This window comes from Chryseobacterium proteolyticum (assembly GCF_046591535.1).
GTDB lineage: Bacteria > Bacteroidota > Bacteroidia > Flavobacteriales > Weeksellaceae > Chryseobacterium > Chryseobacterium proteolyticum.
In genome coordinates, this window is record NZ_JBJLWK010000001.1 from 902,559 (window position 1) to 927,456 (window position 24,898).

General features: G+C 34.7%; 23 protein-coding genes and 5 pseudogenes. 16 read left to right on the forward strand and 12 right to left on the reverse strand.

Annotated elements, in window-relative coordinates:
- Positions 1–7 precede the first annotated feature (7 nt).
- The 4 genes from atpH to atpB form a co-directional block, all read right to left on the reverse strand.
- Positions 8–547 (reverse strand): ATP synthase F1 subunit delta, encoded by a 540-nt coding sequence (gene atpH / locus ACJ5H0_RS04160; RefSeq protein WP_345988060.1) that lies wholly within the window; start codon positions 545–547, stop codon positions 8–10.
- Between the two features lie 2 nt (positions 548–549).
- A complete protein-coding gene (locus ACJ5H0_RS04165; protein ID WP_172278498.1) occupies positions 550–1,044 on the reverse strand; it encodes a F0F1 ATP synthase subunit B in 495 nt (164 codons plus the stop codon).
- Positions 1,045–1,150: 106 nt separating this feature from the next.
- Positions 1,151–1,369: an ATP synthase F0 subunit C gene (locus tag ACJ5H0_RS04170; protein ID WP_007844726.1), complete on the reverse strand. Its 219-nt coding sequence runs from the start codon at positions 1,367–1,369 to the stop codon at positions 1,151–1,153.
- Between the two features lie 46 nt (positions 1,370–1,415).
- Positions 1,416–2,543, reverse strand: a complete 1,128-nt coding sequence (gene atpB, locus ACJ5H0_RS04175; protein ID WP_411247467.1) for a F0F1 ATP synthase subunit A — start codon at positions 2,541–2,543, stop codon at positions 1,416–1,418.
- Between the two features lie 460 nt (positions 2,544–3,003).
- Between atpB and ffh the strand changes: the two genes are divergently transcribed.
- Positions 3,004–4,365 carry a signal recognition particle protein gene (gene ffh / locus ACJ5H0_RS04180; RefSeq protein ID WP_172278502.1) on the forward strand — a complete coding sequence of 454 codons (1,362 nt, stop codon included), beginning with the start codon at positions 3,004–3,006 and terminating at the stop codon, positions 4,363–4,365.
- Positions 4,366–4,431: 66 nt separating this feature from the next.
- On the opposite strand, the gene ACJ5H0_RS04185 is transcribed toward ffh, so the two are convergent.
- The 4 genes from ACJ5H0_RS04185 to ACJ5H0_RS04200 all read right to left on the reverse strand — a co-directional run bounded on the left by ACJ5H0_RS04185 (position 4,432) and on the right by ACJ5H0_RS04200 (position 7,823).
- Positions 4,432–5,067 (reverse strand): outer membrane protein, encoded by a 636-nt coding sequence (locus ACJ5H0_RS04185; protein ID WP_411247469.1) that lies wholly within the window; start codon positions 5,065–5,067, stop codon positions 4,432–4,434.
- A 235-nt stretch (positions 5,068–5,302) separates the two neighbouring features.
- Complete coding sequence (locus tag ACJ5H0_RS04190; RefSeq protein ID WP_273648200.1) at positions 5,303–5,959, reverse strand: outer membrane beta-barrel protein; 657 nt, start codon at positions 5,957–5,959, stop codon at positions 5,303–5,305.
- Positions 5,960–6,171: 212 nt separating this feature from the next.
- Entirely contained in the window at positions 6,172–6,669 is a 498-nt protein-coding gene (locus tag ACJ5H0_RS04195) for a hypothetical protein (protein ID WP_172278508.1), read from the reverse strand.
- Positions 6,670–6,863: 194 nt separating this feature from the next.
- Entirely contained in the window at positions 6,864–7,823 is a 960-nt protein-coding gene (locus ACJ5H0_RS04200) for a PhoH family protein (protein ID WP_172278510.1), read from the reverse strand.
- A gap of 363 nt (positions 7,824–8,186) precedes the next feature.
- On the opposite strand from ACJ5H0_RS04200, the pseudogene ACJ5H0_RS04205 reads away from it, so the two are divergent.
- The 6 genes and pseudogenes from ACJ5H0_RS04205 to rplI all read left to right on the forward strand — a co-directional run bounded on the left by ACJ5H0_RS04205 (position 8,187) and on the right by rplI (position 13,495).
- A pseudogene (locus ACJ5H0_RS04205) lies at positions 8,187–9,015 on the forward strand (SAM hydrolase/SAM-dependent halogenase family protein).
- A gap of 63 nt (positions 9,016–9,078) precedes the next feature.
- Positions 9,079–10,389 (forward strand): dihydrolipoamide acetyltransferase family protein, encoded by a 1,311-nt coding sequence (locus tag ACJ5H0_RS04210; RefSeq protein WP_411247472.1) that lies wholly within the window; start codon positions 9,079–9,081, stop codon positions 10,387–10,389.
- 236 nt (positions 10,390–10,625) lie between these two features.
- Positions 10,626–11,985, forward strand: a pseudogene (locus ACJ5H0_RS04215) (chloride channel protein).
- A 144-nt stretch (positions 11,986–12,129) separates the two neighbouring features.
- Complete coding sequence (gene rpsF, locus ACJ5H0_RS04220; protein WP_172278518.1) at positions 12,130–12,471, forward strand: 30S ribosomal protein S6; 342 nt, start codon at positions 12,130–12,132, stop codon at positions 12,469–12,471.
- A gap of 30 nt (positions 12,472–12,501) precedes the next feature.
- A complete protein-coding gene (gene rpsR, locus ACJ5H0_RS04225) occupies positions 12,502–12,804 on the forward strand; it encodes a 30S ribosomal protein S18 (RefSeq protein WP_007844708.1) in 303 nt (100 codons plus the stop codon).
- Positions 12,805–12,984: 180 nt separating this feature from the next.
- Positions 12,985–13,495, forward strand: a pseudogene (gene rplI / locus ACJ5H0_RS04230) (50S ribosomal protein L9).
- Between the two features lie 79 nt (positions 13,496–13,574).
- On the opposite strand, the gene ACJ5H0_RS04235 reads toward rplI, so the two are convergent.
- The gene (locus tag ACJ5H0_RS04235; RefSeq protein WP_172278522.1) at positions 13,575–14,378 is read right to left on the reverse strand and encodes a helix-turn-helix domain-containing protein; all 804 of its coding nucleotides are present in this window, start codon (positions 14,376–14,378) and stop codon (positions 13,575–13,577) included.
- Positions 14,379–14,578: 200 nt separating this feature from the next.
- Between ACJ5H0_RS04235 and ACJ5H0_RS04240 the strand changes: the two genes are divergently transcribed.
- The 6 genes from ACJ5H0_RS04240 (at position 14,579) to ACJ5H0_RS04265 (ending at position 19,983) form a co-directional block, all read left to right on the forward strand.
- Positions 14,579–15,853: a TolC family protein gene (locus ACJ5H0_RS04240; protein WP_411247477.1), complete on the forward strand. Its 1,275-nt coding sequence runs from the start codon at positions 14,579–14,581 to the stop codon at positions 15,851–15,853.
- A 4-nt stretch (positions 15,854–15,857) separates the two neighbouring features.
- A complete protein-coding gene (locus ACJ5H0_RS04245) occupies positions 15,858–16,580 on the forward strand; it encodes an HlyD family secretion protein (protein ID WP_411247479.1) in 723 nt (240 codons plus the stop codon).
- A complete protein-coding gene (locus ACJ5H0_RS04250; RefSeq protein ID WP_411247481.1) occupies positions 16,534–16,905 on the forward strand; it encodes an HlyD family secretion protein in 372 nt (123 codons plus the stop codon). Before ACJ5H0_RS04245 ends, ACJ5H0_RS04250 begins: the two co-directional genes overlap by 47 nt.
- Positions 16,906–17,014: 109 nt before the next feature.
- On the forward strand, positions 17,015–17,893 hold the full coding sequence (locus ACJ5H0_RS04255) for a hypothetical protein (RefSeq protein ID WP_411247484.1): 879 nt from the start codon (positions 17,015–17,017) through the stop codon (positions 17,891–17,893).
- Between the two features lie 13 nt (positions 17,894–17,906).
- Entirely contained in the window at positions 17,907–18,578 is a 672-nt protein-coding gene (locus tag ACJ5H0_RS04260) for an MFS transporter (RefSeq protein WP_273648205.1), read from the forward strand.
- A gap of 16 nt (positions 18,579–18,594) precedes the next feature.
- The gene (locus ACJ5H0_RS04265) at positions 18,595–19,983 is read left to right on the forward strand and encodes an aldehyde dehydrogenase (protein ID WP_411247488.1); all 1,389 of its coding nucleotides are present in this window, start codon (positions 18,595–18,597) and stop codon (positions 19,981–19,983) included.
- Positions 19,984–20,014: 31 nt separating this feature from the next.
- On the opposite strand, the gene ACJ5H0_RS04270 is transcribed toward ACJ5H0_RS04265, so the two are convergent.
- Positions 20,015–20,587, reverse strand: a complete 573-nt coding sequence (locus ACJ5H0_RS04270; protein ID WP_172278530.1) for a thioredoxin family protein — start codon at positions 20,585–20,587, stop codon at positions 20,015–20,017.
- A 79-nt stretch (positions 20,588–20,666) separates the two neighbouring features.
- On the opposite strand from ACJ5H0_RS04270, the pseudogene ACJ5H0_RS04275 reads away from it, so the two are divergent.
- The 3 genes and pseudogenes from ACJ5H0_RS04275 to ACJ5H0_RS04285 all read left to right on the forward strand — a co-directional run bounded on the left by ACJ5H0_RS04275 (position 20,667) and on the right by ACJ5H0_RS04285 (position 23,150).
- Positions 20,667–21,552 (forward strand): annotated as a pseudogene (locus ACJ5H0_RS04275) (lysophospholipid acyltransferase family protein).
- Positions 21,553–21,558: 6 nt separating this feature from the next.
- Positions 21,559–22,546: pseudogene (locus ACJ5H0_RS04280) on the forward strand (glycosyltransferase family 2 protein).
- 49 nt (positions 22,547–22,595) lie between these two features.
- Positions 22,596–23,150 carry a 3'-5' exonuclease gene (locus ACJ5H0_RS04285; protein ID WP_172278536.1) on the forward strand — a complete coding sequence of 185 codons (555 nt, stop codon included), beginning with the start codon at positions 22,596–22,598 and terminating at the stop codon, positions 23,148–23,150.
- Between the two features lie 2 nt (positions 23,151–23,152).
- On the opposite strand, the gene apaG is transcribed toward ACJ5H0_RS04285, so the two are convergent.
- Together apaG and odhB are read right to left on the reverse strand one after the other, a co-directional pair.
- Entirely contained in the window at positions 23,153–23,539 is a 387-nt protein-coding gene (gene apaG / locus ACJ5H0_RS04290) for a Co2+/Mg2+ efflux protein ApaG (RefSeq protein WP_194304229.1), read from the reverse strand.
- Between the two features lie 83 nt (positions 23,540–23,622).
- The gene (gene odhB, locus ACJ5H0_RS04295; RefSeq protein WP_172278540.1) at positions 23,623–24,873 is read right to left on the reverse strand and encodes a 2-oxoglutarate dehydrogenase complex dihydrolipoyllysine-residue succinyltransferase; all 1,251 of its coding nucleotides are present in this window, start codon (positions 24,871–24,873) and stop codon (positions 23,623–23,625) included.
- Positions 24,874–24,898 lie beyond the last annotated feature (25 nt).

Here is a 24,898-nt window from a genome sequence, read left to right on the forward strand (position 1 = left end):
TTTTGTCTTAATTTAATTGAAAATCTTTTTTAACCTGATTAAGTTTGCTTTTAACAGATGCATCGATCTGCTGGTCTCCTACTCTTAAAATATAACCTCCTAAAATCTTAGGATTTACATTAACCTTCAAATCAAAATTTGAAGTATTTTTTACCAGGTTTGTAGATCCTAAGATCTGATCAATATTTTCTTTTGAAAGCTCAGTAGCAGTAGTTAAAGTGATTCTCTGTACACCATTAACATCTTCTACTTTATTGATAAATTCCTGAGCGATATTCTTCAACTGGCTTTCACGACCTTGTCTGATAACCAATTTGATTAAATTCTGCGAAGAAAGTGACAAACCTTTGAAAATCTCATCAGCTACTTCTATTTTCTTTTTAGCATCAATGTAAGGTGTAAGGAAAAACTTGTTCAGATCCGCAGATACTGACATCAGTTTTACCACATCTTTCATTTCAGAAAATACAGTAGCCGTTTGCCCTGTTTCATTAGTGAAATCAAGCAAACCCTGTGCGTATCTTTTAGCTACTTTAGATGTAAGCATTATTAGTTAAGGTTAGATTTGTTTAAATAATTTTGAACCAACTCGTTCTGAGCTTCGTTGTTATCTAATTTTTGTTTTAAGATAGACTCAGCGATATTTACAGATAAAGCACCAATTTGAGTTTTAATATCTGCCATTGCAGCATTTTTCTCTGTCTCAATAGTTTGTTTAGCTGCTTCAATCATTTTATCTCCTTCAGCTTTAGCAACATCTTTAGCCTCTCCTACAATTCTATCTTTAATTTCTCTTGCTTCTTTCAGGATAGCGTCTCTTTCAATTTTAGCTTCACGAATGATTCTTTCGTTATCAGCTTTAAGATCTTCCATTTCTTTTTTAGCCAATTTAGCTTGATTTAATGCGTCAACAATAGAAGTCTCTCTGTCATTTACTGCATTAACGATTGGTTTCCAAGCGAATTTTGCTAAAAGAAACAACAGGATAACAAAAGTAAGCGTCATCCAAAACAAAAGTCCAATTCCAGGTTCAATAATTCCCATATCTGTAAATTCTTTTTTTAATGTGATAATTTTATGGATATCTTTTTAAAATTCTTAGCAGCAGCCAACCGCTTCACTGCTAAGAATATTCTCTTTTGAGGATAAATTACTTGATGAAAGCACCAAAGATGATCGCGATAAGACCAGCACCTTCAATAAGACCAGCAGCAATAAGCATTGCTCCTTGAATCTTACCAGCTTGTTCTGGTTGTCTAGCGATAGCATCCATTGCATGTCCACCGATTTTACCGATACCAAGACCTACTCCTAGTACTGCTAAACCGATTCCTACGTAAATTAATCCTGCTCCAGTTGATAAATCCATAATAAATAAATTATATTAGTTAAAATTATTTTAAAATGATGCTCTATTAGTGAGCGTGTTCTTCATGACCATGTTCGTGCTCATGTTCTGCTACAGCAATACCGATAAATAGTGCTGATAATACTGTAAATATATATGCTTGCAAGGCAGCTACCAATAATTCCAATACGGAAACAAATAATGCTAATGGCACAGATGCAAATCCTAAGAATGGTGATTTGAAGATAAAGATCAAGGATATAATTGCTAAGATCATAATGTGACCTGCAGTAACGTTAGCGAAAAGTCGCATCATTAAGGCAAAAGGCTTTGTAAAGATACCGATGATTTCGATCGGAACCATAATAGGATATAATAAGATCGGTACCGGCGGCATAAAAATGTGTTTCCAATAATCTTTATTAGCACTGAACAAAGTAATCAATAAGGTAATAACAGCCAATACAGCAGTGATTGCAATGTTACCAGTAAGGTTAGATCCTCCAGGGAAGAAAGGAACCAATCCGAAAAGGTTATTGAACCAGATAAAGAAAAATGCTGTTAATAAATAAGGCATATATCTTTTATATTTAACTGATCCGATATTCGGGATTGCTACTTCATCTCTGATAAACACGATCACAGGCTCCATTATTTTTCCAAAACCTGTCGGAAGCTGAGATTTCTTATAGTTTCTTGCCATTCCAATGAATACTACCAGCATAAAAATCACTGATAAGAACATTGACGCTGCATTTTTAGTAATGGAAAGATCAAAGTAAACATTATCTGATTTTTGTTTCCCACCTATTAATGCAAACAAAGTTGCTTTTTCAATTCCTTTAGTAGAAACCACTTGTCCCTCTTCTAATGTATACCCATCATGCTCATGACCGTGAGCGATCTTGTTAGAAAGGAAAGTATGCCATCCTTCATTATCTTTAATAATTACAGGTAATGGAATTGAAACGTGATGTTCTTCCCCATTATCATCTTTGGTAGTCCATAAATGCCATTCGTTAGAATCACCAATGTGTTCCATGATCATTTTGGTCGCATTAAAGCCCTTTTCCGCTTCTGTATGCTCTACTTTTTCAGCTGCCTTCTCACCTTCAGATTCATGTTGTGCATTAGCTAAACCACTAATAAACACAAATAAAAATGCGAAAAATAATGAAGAAATTTTTCTGTTCATATCTCTTTTTTAATCGTGTGCAAATATATCGATTTTATTAAACTTTACCAATATTAAAAATTGATTTTTATCATCAAAAAAGTCAAGATTTGTTAATGAGTTTTATTATAGATAAGTATATAAGGAACGATGCGATAATAAAGCAAATTACAATAAATAGAAAATTAGCTTTTGTTTTATCAATAACAAGCAAAGAAATAACAAGCCATACAAGATCTTTTGAAAGGTTTACCACCAGAAATTTCATCCCCGCGTCTGGTCTGCCATATAAATATCTTTTAAATATTATATAAACAATACTATTAAGGACTATTATTAAAAGTACAATAATTAAACTATTCCAAATATTCATTTTGCAAAAATAAAATTATAATTTATTAAGCAAAATAAATCTCCGCAATGTATATCATATATATTATTAAAAAATCCTTATTTTTGCAGACTATAATTTATAACACATATGTTTAATAGTTTACAGGATAAATTAGACAAGGCGCTTCATAATATTTCCGGACGTGGAAAAATTACGGAAATCAATGTTGCGGAAACCGTAAAAGAAATTCGTAGAGCATTGGTAGATGCCGATGTTAATTATAAAGTAGCAAAGGATCTTACTAAAAGAGTTCAAGATAAGGCTTTGGGACAAAACGTTCTCACTTCTCTTACTCCGGGCCAATTGATGACTAAAATTGTTCACGATGAGTTGGTAGATCTAATGGGGGGATCCCAGGAAGGCATTAATCTTTCAGGTAAACCTACCATAATCCTTATTGCAGGTCTTCAAGGTTCCGGTAAAACTACATTTTCCGGAAAACTTGCCAATTATTTACATACTAAAAAGAATAAAAAACCTTTATTGGTAGCGTGTGATGTTTATCGTCCCGCTGCAATCGACCAGTTAAAAGTACTGGGCAGCCAGATAGGGGTTCCTGTTTATACAGAAGAAGGAGCTACCAATCCGTCTACCATTGCTGAAAATGCCATCAAGTTTGCAAAAGAAAAAAACCATGATGTTGTAATTGTGGATACTGCAGGACGTTTGGCGATTGATGAGCAAATGATGAATGAGATCAAATCTGTTCATTATTTCATCAAGCCTCATGAAACATTGTTCGTTGTAGACTCTATGACGGGTCAGGATGCTGTAAATACTGCAAAAGCATTCAATGATGCATTAAATTTTGACGGTGTTGTTCTTACCAAATTAGACGGTGATACAAGAGGGGGAGCTGCATTAACGATCCGTTCTGTAGTTGAAAAACCGATTAAATTCATTTCCACAGGGGAAAAAATGGAAGCTCTAGATCTTTTCTACCCGGAAAGGATGGCGGACAGGATTTTGGGAATGGGAGACGTTGTTTCCTTAGTAGAAAGGGCTCAGGAACAATTCGATGAAGAAGAAGCTAAAAAACTTCATAAAAAAATTGCTAAAAACGAGTTTGGTTTTGACGATTTCCTAAAGCAGATCAATCAGATCAAGAAGATGGGTAATATGAAAGACCTGATGGGAATGATCCCTGGGGTGGGAAAAGCTATTAAGGATGTTGAGATCAGTGATGATGCATTTAAACACATTGAAGCAATTATCTACTCCATGACTCCGGAAGAAAGAAGAAGACCTTCTATTATCAACACGCAAAGAAAACAAAGAATTGCAAAAGGCGCAGGAAGAAAGATTGAAGATGTAAACCAATTGATGAAACAATTTGATCAAATGGGTAAAATGATGAAGATGATGCAGGGACCTCAGGGTAAACAAATGATGCAGATGATGAGTAAAATGCCTAATATGCCTGGAATGGGCGGAATGTTTGGAAAATAGGAATCCATCAATCAATATAAAAACCGGCTCAATTGAGCCGGTTTTATTTTTTAGTCTGACTGATTATTATTTATCAGATTTCTGAGATTTTGATTTAATGAAGTAAGAAAAACCAATATTAACTCCAAAAGTTTTAACGTTAGTTTTTACATCCGTATTCATAATTGTTTCTTTATTAGAAAACTGATCATATGAAACCCCTAAATTAACCCCTAAAGATTGTGTTGCCATGTACGTTACTCCTCCTTTTACCTTCCATGCCAAACCATCTGTAGTAGTATCAGATGAAACTGAACCATCACCAAAATTTCCTTCACCTGTATTTTTAACAGACGAATATCCGATCCCTGCTCCAAGGAAAGGGACAAACTTGCTATCATTAACAAAGTAATAAGTAGCAGTTGGCATTACAGAAAAATTATTGGTTTTAGATTTGATTCCCTGATATTTTGTTGTAGCACTCATAAAACCTAAGTCAATTCCAACGGCTAACTTATCAATTACAAAATACCCCACTGAAGGAGATACAGAAAAAGTGCTCACTTTAGGCCCATCTATCGATTGTCCGCCAGCTTTAATTGTTGTAGTAATGTTGTTAAATCCTAAACCAGTGTTTCCACTGATCACCCAGTCTCCTTTAGTCATCTGAGCGTTTGATAATCCAAAAAGTGCAACAGCACCAGTTAGTAATAGTTTTTTCATAGTTATTAAAATTTAATTTATACAGGGTTCTATTTGTGGAAATAGAACTCATTATTAGTTATCATTTGATATAAAAAGTTACAAGCGGCAAATTTAACATAAATTTACCATTTATTTAATATTTAATTAAACAATATTATAATCTCTTTTACACCATTGTTTTCAGGAATTTAAAGCGATAAAAAAAAGGTCTGAGCAAGCTCAGACCTTTTTTTATTGTAAAATAATGTACTAATTACTTAGCAAAAACATATTTAACTCCGAAAGTTACAGAAGATAAATTCAATCCGAAGTTATAGTTGTTTGTAGCATCACCATCTTTTGGCTTGTAGTTGTTGTAACCGAACTCACCGATAGTAGCTTCGATAGACCAGTTCTTGTTCAAGAAGTAATCTAAACCTGGCTTCACAGTAACACCAATTTGAGTGTATTTAGCTTCGCTAGAAGTAGAGTTTGAAACTGTAGTATTTCCTGAAGTAGATACTGAGTTATTTTCTAACTTAGTTTTTCCGAACTCCATTGGTACTGCTAATTGTCCGAAGATATATAATTTTTCAGACAAAGTCCAGTATTTTCTTACGAAAGGAGCAACAACGAAAGCTGGCTTCTTAGTGATATTCTCACTTACAGTTGTAGTGTTAAGAATAGTTGTAGTAGTAGTAGCTGTAGTTTTTTCAGTTTGGTAACCAACACCTAAACCAATTGCTAAGTTTGTGTTAACAAAATATCCAACTGTAGGTAATACATTGAAGTTTTCTTTTTTAAGATTACCATTGTTAGATTCTTCTTGAGAATAACCAACAGATCCTGATAAATATGTAGTACCTTTAGCAATCTGAGCATTAGATAAACCGAAAAGTGCAATAGCACTCGCTAATAATAATTTTTTCATTTTAAAAAATTTTAATACTTTCTGAGAGCAAATTTACAGTGGGTCCCTCTAATATTAAAATTTGTTAACGTGATTAATATCATCCAAAAATACTCGCTTTTTACAGAAAAAAAATGCACTTAATATATTATATTATTTTTTTCACAAATTTTTGAATAAAAAAACTCCAATTCTGCAATTGGAGTCCTTAAAATTCGGAATTTTTAATAATTTTATCTTAAATAGAAATTATATCCGATGTTTACAGCGCCTATTGTCCAGCTTGATCTGTATCTTCCAAAATCACGTCTGTTACTAATGCTTTGGTACCCTATATACAATTCACCTTTAGACATCTGATATCCAAATTTCGGTTGTGCATAGAAACCTCCATCCATTCCGTCTTTTACAGAAATAGCATAACCAAGATCTAATCCTACAAAAACAGGAGCTCCTGAGAACTTATACTTTCCTGAAACAGCCACCGGAATAAATCCAAAATCATCAAAGTTATCTTTTCCAAAGAAATGTGAATACCCTGAAGCAACTCCCAGATCCAATCCTTTTGTAATATTCCACATATAAGATGCATCTACACCTAAAGTAAATGATGAAACATCACTGGCATCAGCAACAGGAATTCCGATATGTCCTCCTAGTTTAAAACCTTCTTGCGCATTTACTGCACTTCCTAAAAGCGCAAAAGCGCCCACTAATAATAGTTTTTTCATTTTTAAATAGTTTTGATTGATGCTGCAAAATTAACGTTTATTTTTCATTCTACCTCCCGTTAAAACACGGATAAAAAAAAACACTTACCAGGTAAGTGCTTAAAATTATTTTAAATTACGGTGAGCGGAAGTAATCTTGCTGAAGAATTAAACCTATTAATTTCCATCAAATTTAAATCGGACCCAATGTTTGATTATTCGTTTCGAAGCCTTTTCTCTTCGTCATTATAAGCCAGGATAATTTTCCTTACAACCGGATGTCTTACAACATCCTCTTCAGTTAGATGCACAAAACCAATTTCATTTACACCATGCAAAATCCTCATTGCTTCTTTTAGTCCGGATTGCTGATTTCTTGGCAAATCGATTTGGGTAGGATCCCCTGTTATAATAAATTTAGCGTTCATACCCATTCTGGTAAGGAACATTTTCATCTGGGCATGGGTTGTATTCTGTGCTTCATCCAGAATTACGAAAGCATCATCCAGGGTTCTTCCTCTCATAAAAGCTAAAGGTGCCACTTCAATAACTTTCTTCTCCATAAAACCTTCAAGTTTCTCGTGAGGAATCATATCTCTTAAAGCATCATATAAAGGCTGTAAATAAGGATCTAATTTTTCTTTAAGATCCCCCGGCAAAAATCCAAGGCTCTCCCCTGCTTCTACAGCGGGTCTGGTAAGTATAATTCTTTTAACCTCTTTATCCCTTAAAGCCCTGGCTGCTAAAGCAACACTGGTATAGGTTTTCCCTGTTCCTGCAGGTCCTATAGCAAAAACCATATCCTTTTTCTCGGTTTCTTTAACCAGTTTTTTAAGATTAGTCGTTTTAGCTTTTATAATTTTACCATTGACTCCTTTTACAATAATATCCTGATCAAAAATCAGATGTTTTTCATTCTCATCCTTAATATTGAGAATACTCTCTACATCTTTCAGTTCAATAGAATTATTTTTTGAAATAAATTTTACAATATCATCAAGTTTTTGTTTAAATATATCCAGAGCTTCCTGATTTCCTTTAGCTAAAATAGAGTGATCTCTGCCTGTAATTTTTAGTGTCGGAAAGCTTGATTTTAATAAATTGAAATATTGGTTATTAACTCCATAGAAGATTTTCACATCGATATCTTCCAAATCATATGTTAATTCAAACATGTAAGCATTTTTTTATTAGAATCTAAATTTAAAGTTTTTTTTTCATACTTATATTAATTTTGTTATCCACAATTTTCATTTAAACACCTTTATAGTACAATTAGCTAACTCTTAGTTATATAAAATATCAATTCTCTTAAAAGGTACCGCAATATAGATTATATAAACACTTGTAACAGGTATAATGTGGTACCTTTTTAATTCTTTTTCTTAGTATTAAAAAGATATTATATTCAATGTAATAAAAGGAGGTTTAAACTCATGTAAGCTTCTTTTTTAATTATTTTTTATGAGTTATAAGCACGAAGTTTTCCTTTATTTTAAATAAATTTGCAGGACTAGTATTATTCCACAACTACAAAAATGTCAATTATTACACTCACTTCTGATTTCGGAAATTTAGATTACAGGGTTTCGGCTATGAAAGGCAAAATTCTTTCTTTAAATCCTGAGGTTAATATTATTGATATTACCCACGAAATTCAGGCATATAATCTTATCCAGACTTCATATATCATACGGAACGCGTATAAACATTTTCCAAAAGGAACTATTCATATTCTGTCGGTAGACAGTTTTTATCACAAGTCAAGAAAAAATATTCTCTATAAAGCAGATGGTTCTTATTTTCTTGCTGCAGATAATGGTTTACTTAGCCTTGTTTTTTTTTGATATCAAACCTGAGGCTATTTATGAAATTACTCTGAACAACAGGTTTGATGATATCATTAATTTCACTTCAACAGATATTTTCGTTCCTGCTGCCGTACATTTAGCCAACGGTGGCCTTCCGGAAGTAATCGGACGGAAAATAAAAAGTGTAAAAGAACTTCTATTCCCGAAACCTGTCTATAATGAGACTGAAAAGATGATTATCGGGGAAGTGATGTATATTGATAATTTCGGAAACATAATCTCAAATATCAACAAAGATTTTTTTGAAGCCGCAGGAAAAGGACATGAAAATTTCACGATCAAATTCAGGAATTTAAGTCTTTCAAAAGTATTTTCCAGCCACACGGAAGTTGTTTCAGACTGGAACAGGGAAACCGAATTCCATGGGCAATCCGCAGCCATTTTTAATGACAGCCAACTATTGGAACTTACTATCTATAAAGGAAGCAAGAAAAATGGTGCAAGAAGTTTATTTGGACTGAATGTAGGCGGGAATATTTATATAGAATTTTCGTAAAATTATATATTCCGTAAAAAAACCGATTTTTTTTATATATTTGTCAAAATCTAAAAAATAAAAATGGCAGAGTACAAATTATTGCTTCCTTCCATGGGAGAAGGTGTTATGGAAGCTACAATTATCACTTGGTTATTCAATGAGGGTGATCAGGTAAAGGAAGATGATTCCGTAGTAGAAATTGCAACAGATAAGGTTGATTCAGATGTTCCGACACCAGTTTCGGGAAAAATTGTGAAAATCTTAAAGCAAAAGGATGAAGTTGCAAAAGTTGGTGAAGCCATTGCTATTTTAGAAATTGAAGGAGAAGGCGGAAATACAGCTACAGAAGAAACGATCACTGAAGCCCAAGTATCAGCTCCTGATACTGAAACTTTAAAAACGATTGAAGAACCATTAAAAACGGGAACTTCAACAGTTGAATTTTCAGGAGATCTTTATTTATCGCCTCTTGTAAAATCTATTGCACAACAAGAAAACATTTCTGAATCTGAATTAAAATCTATTAAAGGAAGCGGTTTAGAAGGAAGAATTACCAAAGAAGATATTTTAGCATTTGTTAATAACAGAGGAAACCAACCAAAGGCAGCACCTGTTCAGCAAGTTGCCTCTACTCCACAGCCGGTTGCAACAACTCCTGTTGTAACACCTGTATCAGTTTCAGCTGGTGACGAAATCATTCCAATGGACAGAATGAGAAAAATCATTGCTGAAAATATGGTTAAAGCAAAACACATTGCACCTCACGTTACTTCTTTCATTGAAACAGACGTTACCAACGTTGTAAAATGGAGAAATAAGCATAAAGATCTGTTCGAAAAACGCGAAGGTGAAAAACTTACCTTTATGCCGATTTTCGTAAAAGCGATCGTAAAAGCAATTCAGGATTATCCAATGATCAATGTCTCTGTAAATGGAGATAATATCATCAAAAAGAAAAATATCAACATTGGTATGGCAACGGCTTTACCGGACGGAAACCTTATCGTTCCTGTCATTAAAAATGCAGATCAGCTTTCGCTATCAGGACTTGCAAAGGCGATTAATGATTTAGCTTATAGAGCCAGAAACAAGAAATTAAGACCTGAAGATACTCAAGGTGCTACTTACACTATTTCCAATGTAGGAAGCTTCGGAAACTTAATGGGAACCCCTATTATTCCTCAACCGCAGGTAGCTATCCTTGCTATTGGTGCTATTGTAAAAAAACCGGCAGTACTTGAAACTAAAGACGGTGATGTAATCGCTATCCGCCAGTTAATGTTTATGTCCCACTCTTATGACCATAGAGTTGTAGATGGTTCTTTAGGCGGAATGTTCTTAAAACATGTTCATGATTACCTTCAAAACTGGGATCTGAATACAGAAATTTAAAAATTAAAGCAGCAATAAATTTTGCTTGTTATATGATACAAACCTTCGAAATGAATTTCGGAGGTTTTTTATTATTGCATTTGTGATTAAATAATATTATTTTTAAAACAAACTTTAAATGATGAAATTGAAATACAATAACGTTAACTTCTTGCTATCCTATCCCTTAAATAATTACAACTATTATTTAGGAATAAAAACAATATTTGCTCTTCAAGGTAAAACAGGACTATAAAATGTACTCAGTTTTTATATACCTCCGCAGAAGTCTCAAAAAATCTTTTGATAATATCCGCAATGAACAACTGAAGTACAATTTGCTTCAGGCAATTCCTTTCTGGATTGGTTCGGTGATTACGGGATTTTTTGCCGTGATGTATGCTAAAATATTTGCGTGGGGTGAAAGTCTTTTAAATATCATTTTCAATTGGCATTCATGGATGATCTTCATTATTGCTCCCATTGGTTTTGTTTTATCCTGGTGGCTGGTAAAAGAATTTGCACCGAATGCCAAAGGAAGCGGAATTCCACAGGTAATGGCTGCCGTAGAGCTTGCTAATCCCAAGGAACACAAAAAGATCAGAAGCCTTTTGAGCCTTAAAATCATATTCTTTAAAATTATTTCTTCTGTCATTTTGGTAATCGGGGGTGGTGCTGTGGGACGCGAAGGACCAACCATCCAGATCGCAGGTTCTGTTTTCAGAAAGGTAAACGAATATCTTCCCGAATGGTGGCCGAAAATATCAAAAAAAAAATATGATTATGACAGGTGCGGCCGCAGGTCTTGCAGCAGCTTTCAATACTCCTTTGGGGGGAATTGTATTCGCAGTGGAAGAACTATCAAAAACTCATATTAATTATTTTAAAACAGCTCTTTTTACAGCTGTTATTATTGCAGGCTTAACTGCGCAAACCCTGGCAGGATCTTATTTATATCTTGGTTATCCCAAAACGCATGATGTCTCGCTGATTGTAATGTTCCCGATCATGCTTGTAGCGGGTGTTTCAGGTATTCTCGCAAGTCAGCTGTCCGTTATCATGCTTACCATGAATAAGTGGAAAAAGAAAAATCTGAAAACGGATAAATCAAATATTTTATTTCTTATTATTTGTGCGCTTATCATTGCTTCTATTGCTTATTTTATTAACAGAGAGATCTTAGGATCCGGTAAAGAAATCATGGAAAGAATTCTTTTCACAAAAAACAAGCATGAAGACTGGTATGTGCCCATCTTAAGAATGTTGGGACCTGCTTTATCCTTTACATCAGGAGGAGCCGGCGGCATCTTTGCTCCTGCTCTTTCCGCAGGCGCAAGTATTGGCTCCGTCATTTCAGGAGTGATTCATCTTACCCAAAACGAAACGAATGTTGTGGTTCTTGCGGGAATGGTTGCTTTTCTTACGGGAATTACAAGAGCCCCTTTTACATCGGCAATTATCGTCCTTGAAATGACTGACAGGCACTCATTAATATTCCATTTAATGCTGGCCGGAATGGTATCGTCTATTGCTTCTATTTTAGTAAGCAGACATTCACTCTATGACGTGATAAAGATGAATTTTTTAAGTGAAATAAGAAGCAAAGAAGAAGTCTAAAATTTTGCAAAAATATTCATAGCTCAGACTTTCTACTATTATCTTTAGCAGTTCCCCACAAACAAATCTGCCGTATCTGTTGCATACTTAAAATACTTTCACTACTTTTGCACCTCGAAATAATTAATAAATTCATTTAACATTATGAACAATTACGAAACTGTTTTCATTTTAACTCCCGTTCTATCTGACGCACAGGTGGAGGAAGCAGTAAAAAAATTTGAAACTCTTTTAAAAGAGAAAAACTGCGAAATCGTTGCTAAAGAGAACTGGGGATTAAAAAAATTAGCTTATCCGATCCAATTAAAAAAGAACGGATTCTACACTTTAATTGAGTTTAAAGGAGAAGGTACTATCGTTGCTGATTTAGAATTAGCTTTCAAACGTGACGAAAGAGTAATCCGTTACCTTACTACAAAACTTGACAAGCATGCTATTGACTATGCTGTAACAAGAAGAACTAAAGTAAAAGTAGCTAAAGCTTAATTATTAACCCATTATTAAAAAAGACAAGACATGGCAATAGATGAAATGGCTAAACAAGCCTCAGCTGGAGGAGAATCAGAAGTAAAATTCCTTACTCCACTTGATATCAATACAAAATCTGAAAAGAAATATTGTAGATTCAAAAAATTCGGAATTAAGCATGTAGATTATAAAGATGCTGATTTCTTATTACAATTCGTAAACGAGCAGGGTAAAATTTTACCAAGAAGATACACTGGAACTTCTTTAAAATACCAAAGAAAAGTTTCTGCTGCTATCAAAAGAGCAAGACACCTTGCTTTAATGCCTTACGTAGCTGACTTATTAAAATAAGATATAAAGAAACAAGAAGAAAGAGAAAAGATGGAGATCTTTTTCTCTTTTTTTAAGTTGCTGAATAAATAATTAATTCTAACGATTTTTAGATTAAAGGAAAGAAATAATTTCTAAGACAACAGTCTTTTTTCTTTTTTCTTTGTTCTTTTCTCTAGAACTAAAAAACGGACAACAACAATGGAAATTATCCTAAAAAAAAGACGTAGAAAACTTAGGACTTGAGTTTGATACAGTAAACGTAAAACCAGGTTATGCAAGAAACTTCTTGATTCCTCAAGGTTACGCACTTTTAGCTACTCCTAAAAACAAAGCAACTTTAGAAGCAACTTTAGAAGCTAGAAAAGAAGAAGAAGCTAAATTAATTGCTGCTGCTAACGCTGTAGTTGAGCAATTGAAAAAAACTACTATTACTATTCCTGCTAAAGTTGGATCTGGTGATAAATTATTCGGATCTATCAACAATGCTGACCTTTCTGCAGCTCTTGCAAAAGCTGGTGTTGAAGTTGAGAAGAAATATATCAAAATTCCAGGGAACACTATTAAGAGAACTGGTAAAGTAACTGCTGTTGTAAGATTACACAGAAACGTAGAGTACAACTTCGAGTTTGACGTTGTTTCTGATGCTCCTGTTGTAGCTCCAGCTCCAGCGGCAAAAAAAGAAGAAGCTAAAACTGAAGAAGAAGCTTAATAAAAAGAGAATTTATTTCTCACACCATATAAACCACTTCATTCGAAGTGGTTTTTTTTATACCCTGATATCTGTTGCCCTATTCATTCCCTCTCAACTTCTGGAGATATTCTGTCGGGGGTATCCCAATTACTTTTTTAAAGATATTACTGAAGGAAGACAGACTGTTATACCCTACCATCATTGCAATCTCGTACATATTGTATTTCCCTTCAAGCATAAGTTCCAATGAACGGGTTATTCTTAAAGCTCTTAAAAAACGAACGTAATTCATGCCCAAAATCTCTTTAAATTTTCTGGACAATGTTCTTGTACTCATTCCAAATTCTTTTGCCGTAGATTCAATGGTAAGGTTCTTCTCCAGGTTGGCATGGATGTATTTGGCTACCTTTAGCAATGTTTCATCTTCCGGGAAAGGATGCTGTACAGGAAACGCTAATTTTTTATCTCTTTTTTCAGGTAAAATTCCCTTAAGTGCTTTGAGAAAATAATATTTAGAACCGTCATTTTTTGTGATTTTCCCATCCCATTCTTTTGTGTATAAAATCATTTCCCGAAGTAAATGACTCACAGAATAAATATTGATTTCATCAAAAAAGCCATTTTCATCTCCATCTTTTTTAAAGTAAAAATTGTATAAATCCACTTTTGGGCTAGATGTAAATATATAATGGGGAATACCGGCAGGGATCCACATAAAACATCTCGCAGGAAGGTACCAGTGCTTAAGTTCAGTAAAGATATGTACGATACCGCCTTCTGCATACACCAATTGGGCAGAACTGTGATTATGGATATCTGTTTTTACATTACCGGTAAGTACATGATATACATAAAATTCTGCGTCTTCTTCCTCTACCGCTTTAAAGTGACTATCATTCATGAGATAAAGGTACTGAGAATATTTCTATTTGGCGTAAATGAGAAAATCTTTTTCTGCTTTAACAAATCATGTCTAGACGTACTGCTCGTACCTTTGCACTATCAAAATCAATTTAGCAAAAAACCTTTAATTAATTTATGAAAATGATATTTAGCACACGCAGATATCACTGGATTGCGTTGTGCTTATTATTGATAAGCATGTCCCTACACTCACAAGTGATCGATTATCAACATCTCAGCCTTCAACAGGCATTAGAATTAGGTCTGAAGAATAATAAAAATATTCAGATCAGCCACCTCAAACAAAGTATGTCTGAAACAAAAGAGAAAGATCTTAAAATGGAAAGATTGCCGGACATTGAATTTCATACCAGCTACACTCAGGTATCTGATCTTTTTCAGCATGAAAACGGAATTTTGGGAAAAGCAACCCGATATAATGTTATTAACGGGATGTATGATTTTACCCTTTCCGCTTCCATTCCGGTATATATGGGTGGAAGAATTAAAAATACGGAGAAGAAATCATCTGTAAACACTGAAATTTCGAAATTACAAACCCATCTGGATGAAAGATCACTGAAAATGCAAATCATTACCGCTTTTCTTCAGATTCACCATTTAAAGGAACAACAAGAACTTATTGCTGAAAAAATGAAGGAAGATTCTGTAAACATAAAACAGGTAAAGGCCTTAAAAGCAAACGGAGTGGTTACTTTTAATGAAGTACTAAGAACATCTTTGCAACTTTCTAATCACAAAATGAGCTGGACAGAACTTGATAATGACATCCAGATCGCGGAACACCAGTTAAAAACAATTTTATTCCTTCCGGACACTCAGGAAATGCATGCTGAAACAGAAGATCTTATTTCTGAAAATGCAGAAATTCCGTATATCAATGAGCTGACCGAAACAGCTTTAATTAAAAATGAATATGTTGAAATCACCAAGAAAAATCTCTCTTTAAAAGAGCTTGATCAAAAAATCGTAAAAGCCAATTATCTTCCCAAGATTACTGCCGGAGGTGAATATTTCATAAAATATCCCAATATGATGTTCTTTCCCCCTGAGCCTTATGCTTATCGTTTAGGAATGATTGGGGTAAACCTAACCTATCCTATAGAGAGCTTATATAAGAATAAATATAAGATGCAGGAAGCAAAGGAAAATGTAGACCTTGCCAAATTACAGATTGAAGAGAAGGAAGAAAGTTTAAAACATTCAGTTTATGAAGCGTATAAAAAATTTGAAGAAACTGAACAAAAAGTAAAAATAGCAGAGGAAGCTATTAATCAGGCAAAAGAAAACTATCGGATCGTTAAAACAAAATACGCAAATAAATTAAGCCTTATCACCGAATTGATTGATGCTGATAATACATATCTGGAAACTCAATCCAATCTTATTTCTGTGAAGATCAACCGACAATTAAAATACTATCAACTCCAATTTACTATCGGAAACTTATAAAACTATGACTAAGAAGCAATTGACCAAAAAAGAAGAAAGAATCAACAAATCGATTACTTTATTAGCCTGGATTCTCATCATAAGCGGAATTACAGGGATGATAAGTTTCTATCTTTTTTCCAGAAAGAATGTAACAACAAATGATGCGCAAATAGAACAATATATTACACCGGTTTCAAGTAAAGTTTCAGGCTTTATTAAAGACATACGGTTTAATGAAAATCAGTTTGTCCATAAAGGAGACACTTTAATTGTAATTGACAATCGGGAATTCATCAATCAAGTAAAAATGGCCGAAGCCAACCTGCATGCAAATTCAGAAAATATTGCAACCATCCAAAGTGGTGTTAATACTAAAGAAAGTGATACTAAAATCATCGATGCTAAAATAGCTTCAGCAAAAATTGATATATGGAGAACGGAACAGGATTATAAGAGATACAAAAATCTTTTGGCTGAAGATGCTGCCACCGAACAACAGTTTGAAAATGTACAGGCTTCATATGATCAGGCTAAAGCCAATCTGCTGGCATTGGAACAGCAAAAGAAAGCAATTAGAGCTGGTGCTAATGAACAAGAGACCAAAGTAGCTCCCGCAAAAAGTCAGATTCAGCAAAGCTCCGCCAATCTCAGTAATGCAAAATTGTTTCTTTCGTATACGGTAGTTACTGCCCCTTATGATGGATGGGTCGGAAAAAAAAACGATTCAGGAAGGACAGCTGATTAAAGAAGGACAAGCTTTGGTTCAGATCGTCAGTAAGGAAAAATGGATCATTGCCAATTATAAAGAAACCCAACTGGGGCAGATTGATCAGAAGCAGGAAGTGATTATTGAAGCGGATGCTTTTCCGGATATTGAATTTAAAGGAAAGATAGTTTCCGTATCCCCTGCATCAGGTTCTCAGTTTTCTCTGGTTAAGCCCGATAATGCAACCGGAAATTTTGTAAAAATAGAACAGCGTTTTCCAGTAAAAATTATTTTAGAGAATGGTCAGGACAATGAAAAATTACTTTCAGGAATGAATGTACTGGTCAGCGCTAAAAAACTATAGAAAGCGAAAAATTCACCATGCATGCGATGATATAAAGGAATTTGAGACCTTATATCCATCCTTAATCCCCACTATCCGTAATTCCAAATCTACTATCTAAGTTAAAAAAATGCAACATAATTCAGTTTATTATAAATGGGTACCACAATGGCTGAAACTGCCGCTCCTTATTCTGGCGCTGTTTCCCCACCTGATGTTATTGTCTATCCTGCATTCCAATAGTGCCTTCACGGCTTCCTTTATGGATGTGGACCCAGATGACATCCAATACTTATTGATTTTGATGTACGGGACATTTGTGGTTACCCTTTTAGTTTTGCAGCGATTTATGGCCTATTTCAGCGTAAAATACTACATTTTGCTGATGTCCTCTATTTCAGTAATTATACTGTATGTATTATCAGTCACCAATGATTATCATATTGTTCTTGTCATCCGCTTTCTTGAAGGGATATTCGGATTATTGGAAGGCGCTATTTTTTTACCCCTTATTATAGCGGAATTGAAGACTGTTCATGCTAAAGTAATTGCTTATCTTTTCATGTACACCATAATGCTTACCGGAGGAACAGTTACCACCTCATTATTAAAATCAAGCATTCAGGATTACGATTTTCAGCATATGATTCTGATGATCGCTTATTTCCACATTTTTGTATTGATTATCGGAATTGCGTTATTCAACAAAAACAGATTCTTTCCCAAAAAGCCACTATATCAGCTTGACATTACCAGCTGGTTTTTATTGTGGACCTGCTTGCAGGCGGGAGCTTATGCTATTATCTATGGAAAACGCCTTATGTGGTTTGAGTCCCATATCATTATTTTATGCTTATTCATATTTTTAATATCCGGAGGATTATTTATTTTAAAACAGAGAAATTCAAAACGCCCAATTTTCCATTTTGAAGTTTTCCATTCTAAAAATGTTATTGCGGGTATGGTTCTTTTTTTTTGTTTTTTATCTGATCCGTTCGGCTTTGAATAATGTTTACAGTATCATGGCTACCGTATGGAAATGGCCCTGGGATTATATTGTAGATGTACAGTATTGGAATGTGGCAGGAACGCTTATTGGCGTTTTATTATCCGGGATCTGTTTAATGAAAGGTATTTCCTCCAGAATGGTCTTCTTTACCGGGTTTTTATTACTGGCCATTGATTGTGCCTGGTTCACATATACTTTTTATCCCGATACAACACTTTCTACCATTTGCCCTCCGTTATTTTTACAGGGAATAGCCCAGGGGCTTTTATTCACCCCTCTTGTTTTCTTTTTAATAGCAGGGCTTCCGGAAGATTATGTAGCAAATGGCACGGCAATGGGAACCACTACCCGATTCTGGACGACTGCTATAGGATATGCTTTAATGCAGAATTTAATGCTCTTTCTTACCTTAAAACATTCTGATGCCTTAAGCTATAACATGACAGATACCAATCCTGTTTTTTATTCACAGTGGACACAGATTTTCGGAGCAAATATCTCTAAGCTACCGGTGAATGAATCTTTATCATTGACAGCCGGAGCGTTTAAAGCAAAAATTACATCACAGGCTATTTTACTTTCCAATATGGAAATATTTACCGGCTTATTCTGGCTGGCATTTATTACGGCACTTTTACTGCTTTTATATCATCCCGCTAAAATTGCGATCAGAAATATAATGTAATTTTTAGGCAAAAAATTTGCATTGCTTTCCCAAATTTGAAAGCATGGACATTCAGGAAATCTCATCAGCTCAGAAAGCATTTTTCAAAACACATAAAACAAAAAGTATAAAGTTCAGGAAAATGTACCTTGAAAAGCTTAAAGAAATCATCACACAGAATGAGGAGCTCTTATATAAAGCAATAGAGAAAGATTTTGGAAAATCAAGATTTGATACATTTACTACAGAGTTATCTTTTGTTCTAAAGGATATTGATTATTATATAAAAAATCTGAAAACGCTTTCAAAACCCCAAAAGGTTTCAACCAACCTTGCTAATCAGATCGGGAAAAGTCTCATTTATCCTGAACCTTTAGGATGTATTCTTGTAATTGGTGCATGGAATTACCCTTATCAACTATCCCTTTCTCCACTTGTTGCCGCCTTAGCAGCAGGAAACTGCTGTATCCTTAAACCAAGTGAAATTGCCGAAAATACAATGGAAGCAATGGCTAAAATTATCAATGAAAACTTTCCTTCTGAATATGTTTATGTCTATAAAGGTGGAATCAATGAAACGACAGATCTTTTGAAACTCAGGTTTGATAAAATATTTTTTACAGGGAGTACCAAAATAGGAAAGATTGTTTATAAAGCTGCTGCGGAAAATCTGACGCCAGTAACCTTAGAATTAGGAGGAAAATCACCGGTCATCATTACTAAAGAAGCAAATCTTGAAGTTTCAGCCAAAAGAATCGTTTGGGGTAAGTTTTTAAACGCAGGACAAACTTGTGTTGCTCCGGATTACCTTGTTATAGAAGAATCCGTGAAAGAGCAGTTTCTGGAAATGCTCCGGAAATACATTAAAGAATTTAAATATGAACCCGGATCAGAACAATACACAAGAATCATTAACCAAAGAAATTTTCAAAGGCTTATTCAATTGATCCAAAAGGATAAGGTATATTTCGGAGGTAATTATAGTGAAGAAAAACTTTATATAGAACCAACCATCCTAACGGATATTGAATGGAAAGATCCTGTCATGGAAGAAGAAATCTTTGGTCCGATTCTGCCCGTGATTTCATTCACCCACTATAACCAAATGATCAATACGATTACAGAATTAGAGAAACCTCTCGCTGCTTATCTCTTTACGAATAACCCAGAAGAAAAAGAAATTTTTAAGCAAAAGATCTCTTTTGGCGGAGGATGTATCAATGATGTGGTAATGCATTTAAGTAACGACCATCTGCCGTTTGGGGGAGTAGGAAATTCAGGAATTGGCCATTATCATGGTAAATATGGGTTTGAAACTTTTTCACACCAGAAATCGATCCTTGAAAGGGTAACATGGGGCGAACCCAATATAAAATATCCACCATATTCTGATAAAAAACTAAAATGGATTAAGAAACTTTTATAAAACAAAAACCGGGGAAATTCCCGGTTTTTATTTATGATTTAGGTATCCATTCGTTGAAAAATGCTTTTACTTTTTCAAGATTATAGCCTTTATCCTGTTCCAGAACATCACTTTGCTGAACATGAATCATTTTACCATTTTTATCCAGAACAATAAACACAGGATATCCGAATTTATCTCCCGGATTACCATATTGAGCAAAAACTTTTTCATTTTTGTTGTCCGGAGAGAAATTAAGGTGATAGTATAAATAATTTTTATCAACAATATTTTTTAATTCAGGTGTGGTTTGTACAAACTGATTAAAGCGTAAACACCAGATACACCAATTTCCACCGGCCTGGATCATAATATTTTTATTTTCTTTTTTTGCCTGAGCAATCAGTTTATTAATATCTTTTTGAGCATCCGCTTTCGGATCATATGGCTTCGGTAACTTAGCCTTCTCCTCAGCGGCTTTTCTTTTGGCATCCAGTTCTGCATGATCAGTCTTTACAATTAATGCCTTATCTCTTGAATCCTTAACATCCTCAGTCCTCTTTGTTTCCTGTGAAAAAACAAAAGTACCTGCGATCAGGAAAGCTGCTATTGATAATTTTTTCATAATATAAAAGTAAAAAAATAATACTTATTGCAAGCAAAAATAGAACCATATTTTTATTATCACTAAATTTGCATGTTTTATGAATTTCCTGATCAAGATACTATACCTGATTTCTAAGCTCCCGTTGAAAATATTATATATTTTTTCGGATATCATTTTCTTTTTAAACTACTACATTGTAGGTTATAGAAAAAATGTAATCACCCAGAATCTAACCAGATCTTTTCCCCTGAAATCAAAAAAAAGAGATCGCAGAGATAAGAAAAAAATTCTATCGTAACTTTTCAGACTACCTGGTAGAAACTGTAAAATCCTTTAGTATTTCACAAACAGAGGCCAGGGTAAGGATGCAGCATATCAATCAGGATGTATTTCATGAAGTCCAAAAGGAAGGAAAAAATGTTATTTTATTGGCCGGACATGTTTTTAACTGGGAATGGATTAATGCATTGGCTACTATCGTTCCTCAGAAAAACTGCCATCCTGTATACCGCAAAGTAAACAGTGAATTCTGGGAAAACCAGATGAAAAAGGTCCGGAATAAATTCGGAAATAAGGCGTTGGAAGCCAATGAAGTTATTCTCAATATTTTCAGGAGTAAAAATGATGGCGACTCCATTTATATGTTCGTTGCCGATCAAACACCTCATGTTTCTCATGTCAACTACGGATTGGAATTCCTGGACCAGAGAACCCCAGTATTTATAGGATATGATAAGTTGGCGACAAGAATGGACCTGGCTTTCATTTACTGTGAAATGAAAAAAGTAAAACGTGGTTTTTATCAGGTAAACTACCATAGAATTTATCCGGACAGTGAAAAGTTTGTTGAGCACGAGGTAGTAAAAAAGTTTCATAAATTACTGGAAAATACCCTTCATAAACGTCCTGACAACTACCTTTGGTCACACAGGAAGTGGAAATATCAGGACTCTATTAAACACTTTGATTCAGAAAAAGAATAATACAGGATGTCTAAAAAATTAGCAGTTGTTATTTTAAACTGGAATGGTAAGGACTGGCTGGAAAAGTTTCTTCCTGGCGTTGTCCGCTTCTCGGCTGATGCGGATATATATGTTATTGACAATCTTTCTACAGATAACTCCATCGATTATCTAAAATCACAGTTTCCGACCGTAAAGATTATTTACAATGACAGAAATTATGGCTTTGCGGGCGGATATAATGTCGGATTGAAAAATATCAGGGCTGACTATTATTGCCTTCTTAATTCTGATGTAGAAGTAACGGAAAACTGGATTACCCCTGTCCTTGACCTCTTTGAAAGAGATCCTGAAATTGTAGCTATACAACCCAAGGTTTTATCCTATCAGAACAAAAAATATTTTGAATTTGCAGGTGCTGCCGGGGGATTAATAGATAATTTAGGATATCCATATTGCAGAGGAAGGGTTTTTGATGATGTAGAAGAAGACAAAGGACAGTACAATGATGAAGCAGAAATATTTTGGGCATCGGGATGTTGTTTCTTTATCCGTTCAAAGGATTTTCAGGAACAAAATGGATTTGACGAAAGATTCTTTGCCCATCAGGAAGAAATCGATTTATGCTGGAGGCTGATCAACACGGGAAAAAAAAATATACTATACAGGGAAATCTACTGTTTATCATGTAGGAGGAGGAACTTTAAATAAGCAAAGTCCGCAGAAGACTTATTTGAATATCAGAAATAACCTTTCCATGATGCTTAAGAACCTTCCTTTCCCAAAACTGATCTGGCTTATTTTTTTCAGACTTTGCTTAGACAGTATAGCGGGTATTTATTTTGGATTAAAAAATGGATTTTCACATCTTTGGGCTGTTGTAAGAGCACATTTTGGCTTTTATGCACAGGTTCCCGGAACCTGGAAACTCCGTCAGAAAAATCAAAAGAATATTTTCTATCAAAGCAAATGGCTTATATTCAAACACTTTATTGGAGGTAAAAAATATTCATAAACTTTGGCTATCCAATTATAATTCATAACTTATCATATTATCAATAAAAATGGATTTTTGTGCAATAGATTTTGAAACGGCAACCAACGACAGAAGCTCTGCTTGTGAACTTGGAGTCTGTATTGTTCAGGATTCCAAGATTGTTGAAACCAAAACCTGGCTTATTAAACCACCCAGTTTTCCTTATTTTAGCCGATTTAATGTTGCGGTTCACGGTATAGAACCAGAAGATGTAAAGGATGCTCCTACTTTTGATGAAATCTGGTATGAAGTGGAAGAAATGATGTATGGAACGCTTATGATTGCTCATAATGCAGGCTTTGATGCAGGGGTCTTAAGAGGGTGCCTTAAACATTATGGTATATTCACACCAAAACTGAATTATTTATGCAGTATTCAGCTGGCAAAAAAGTCCTGGAATTATCTCCCTAGGTATGGATTAAAACATCTGTCAGAATATCATCAGATCAGCCTTAATCACCATAGGGCTGGAGATGATGCCGAAGCTTGTGCTAAAATCTCTTTATTAGCCTTTGAAAAGTTATTTCTAAGTACAAATGAAGAAATTTATGATTACCTGCGGCCTAAAATCAAACAACTCTGATTCTAATTGCTCAATACTTCTGAAAGCAGGTTGAATTTAGGAATGTCTATTTCAAAACTTTCCTGAGTTTCCATGTTTTTAACCAGGTATTTTCCGCTCATATTCCCTACTCCTGACCGAAGCATTACGTTAGAGAAATAACCGAAATTTTCACCTGTTGAGATCTCCGGAGTCAATCCGATTACCCCATCTCCGATGATCTCAGTATATCCGAAACCTACATCGAAGATTAACCATTTTCTTTTCAGGATCTTAATGGGAAAACCACCGTCATTTTCTATGGTTATATTATACTTAAAAACATAACGGTTTTCTGAGGGGTAACTGTTTTTACTATCATATTCAGGTATGACTGAAACTTTGATATTAGAAGTTATTTTTGAAAACATCACTTAACATTTGTTTAAATAAATACAAAAATCTCGCCTTTTTTGAGGCGAGATCGTAACTTATATTATAATTTTCTTAAAATTTATAATTCCAGAGCTTTTCTTTCATCACCGCCCATTAAAATCTCAACAGGATTATCGATACCTTCTTTTACAGCTACTAGGAACCCTACGGATTCTTTTCCATCAATAATTCTGTGGTCATAAGACATTGCAACGTACATCATAGGACGGATAACTACCTGCCCGTCTACTGCTACAGGTCTTTGAATAATGTTGTGCATTCCCAGGATTGCAGATTGTGGAGGATTGATAATCGGAGTAGACATCATAGATCCGAAAGTACCACCATTTGTAATTGTGAATGTACCACCAGTCATTTCATCAACACTGATTTTACCATCTCTTACTTTAGTAGCTAAATCTTTGATGTTTGCTTCAATACTTCTGAAAGTCATGTCTTCAGCATTTCTCAATACAGGAACCATTAATCCTTTAGGACCTGAAACCGCGATTGAAATATCACAGAAATCATAGTTGATTTTGAAATCTCCATCGATAGATGCATTTACATCAGGATACATTTGCAAAGCTCTTGTAACAGCTTTTGTAAAGAAAGACATGAAACCTAGTCCAACGCCGTGTTTTTGGGCAAACTCTTCTTTATATTGTTTTCTGATTCTGAAGATCTCAGACATGTCAACCTCGTTGAAAGTAGTTAACATTGCCGTTTCATTCTTTACAGAAACCAGTCTTGAAGCGATTTTTCTTCTTAGAACTGAAAGCTTAGTAGTCGTTGTTGCTCTTGAACCGTTAGTAGAAGATACACTTCCCATAGCAGGAACAGCAGCTAATTCAGCATCAGTTTTAGTAACTCTTCCATCTCTTCCGGATCCGGTAACTTGCCCTGCATCTATTCCTTTTTCATCAAGAATTTTTTTAGCAGCAGGAGACGGAGTTCCCGTTGCATATGTCTGTGTAGCAGCCGCAGGTTGTGCAACCGGTTTTGGTGCTTCCTGAACAGGTGCTGGTTTTGGAGCCTCTTCTTTCTTAGGAGCTTCAGCAGCAGGAGCAGCTGCCCCTTCTGGTTTAGGAGCATCTACATCAATTAAGCAAACTACCTGACCTACTTGTACAACTTCACCTTCTTCTGCTTTTAAAGTAATTACACCACTTTGCTCAGCTGGAAGTTCAAGAGTTGCTTTGTCTGAGTCTACCTCAGCGATTGGTTGATCTTTTTCTACATAATCACCATCTTTCACAAGCCAAGTCGCGATTTCAACTTCTGTTATTGATTCGCCCGGTGAAGGAACTTTCATTTCTAAAACTGACATATCGTATTTTTTATTTTTTTATTAA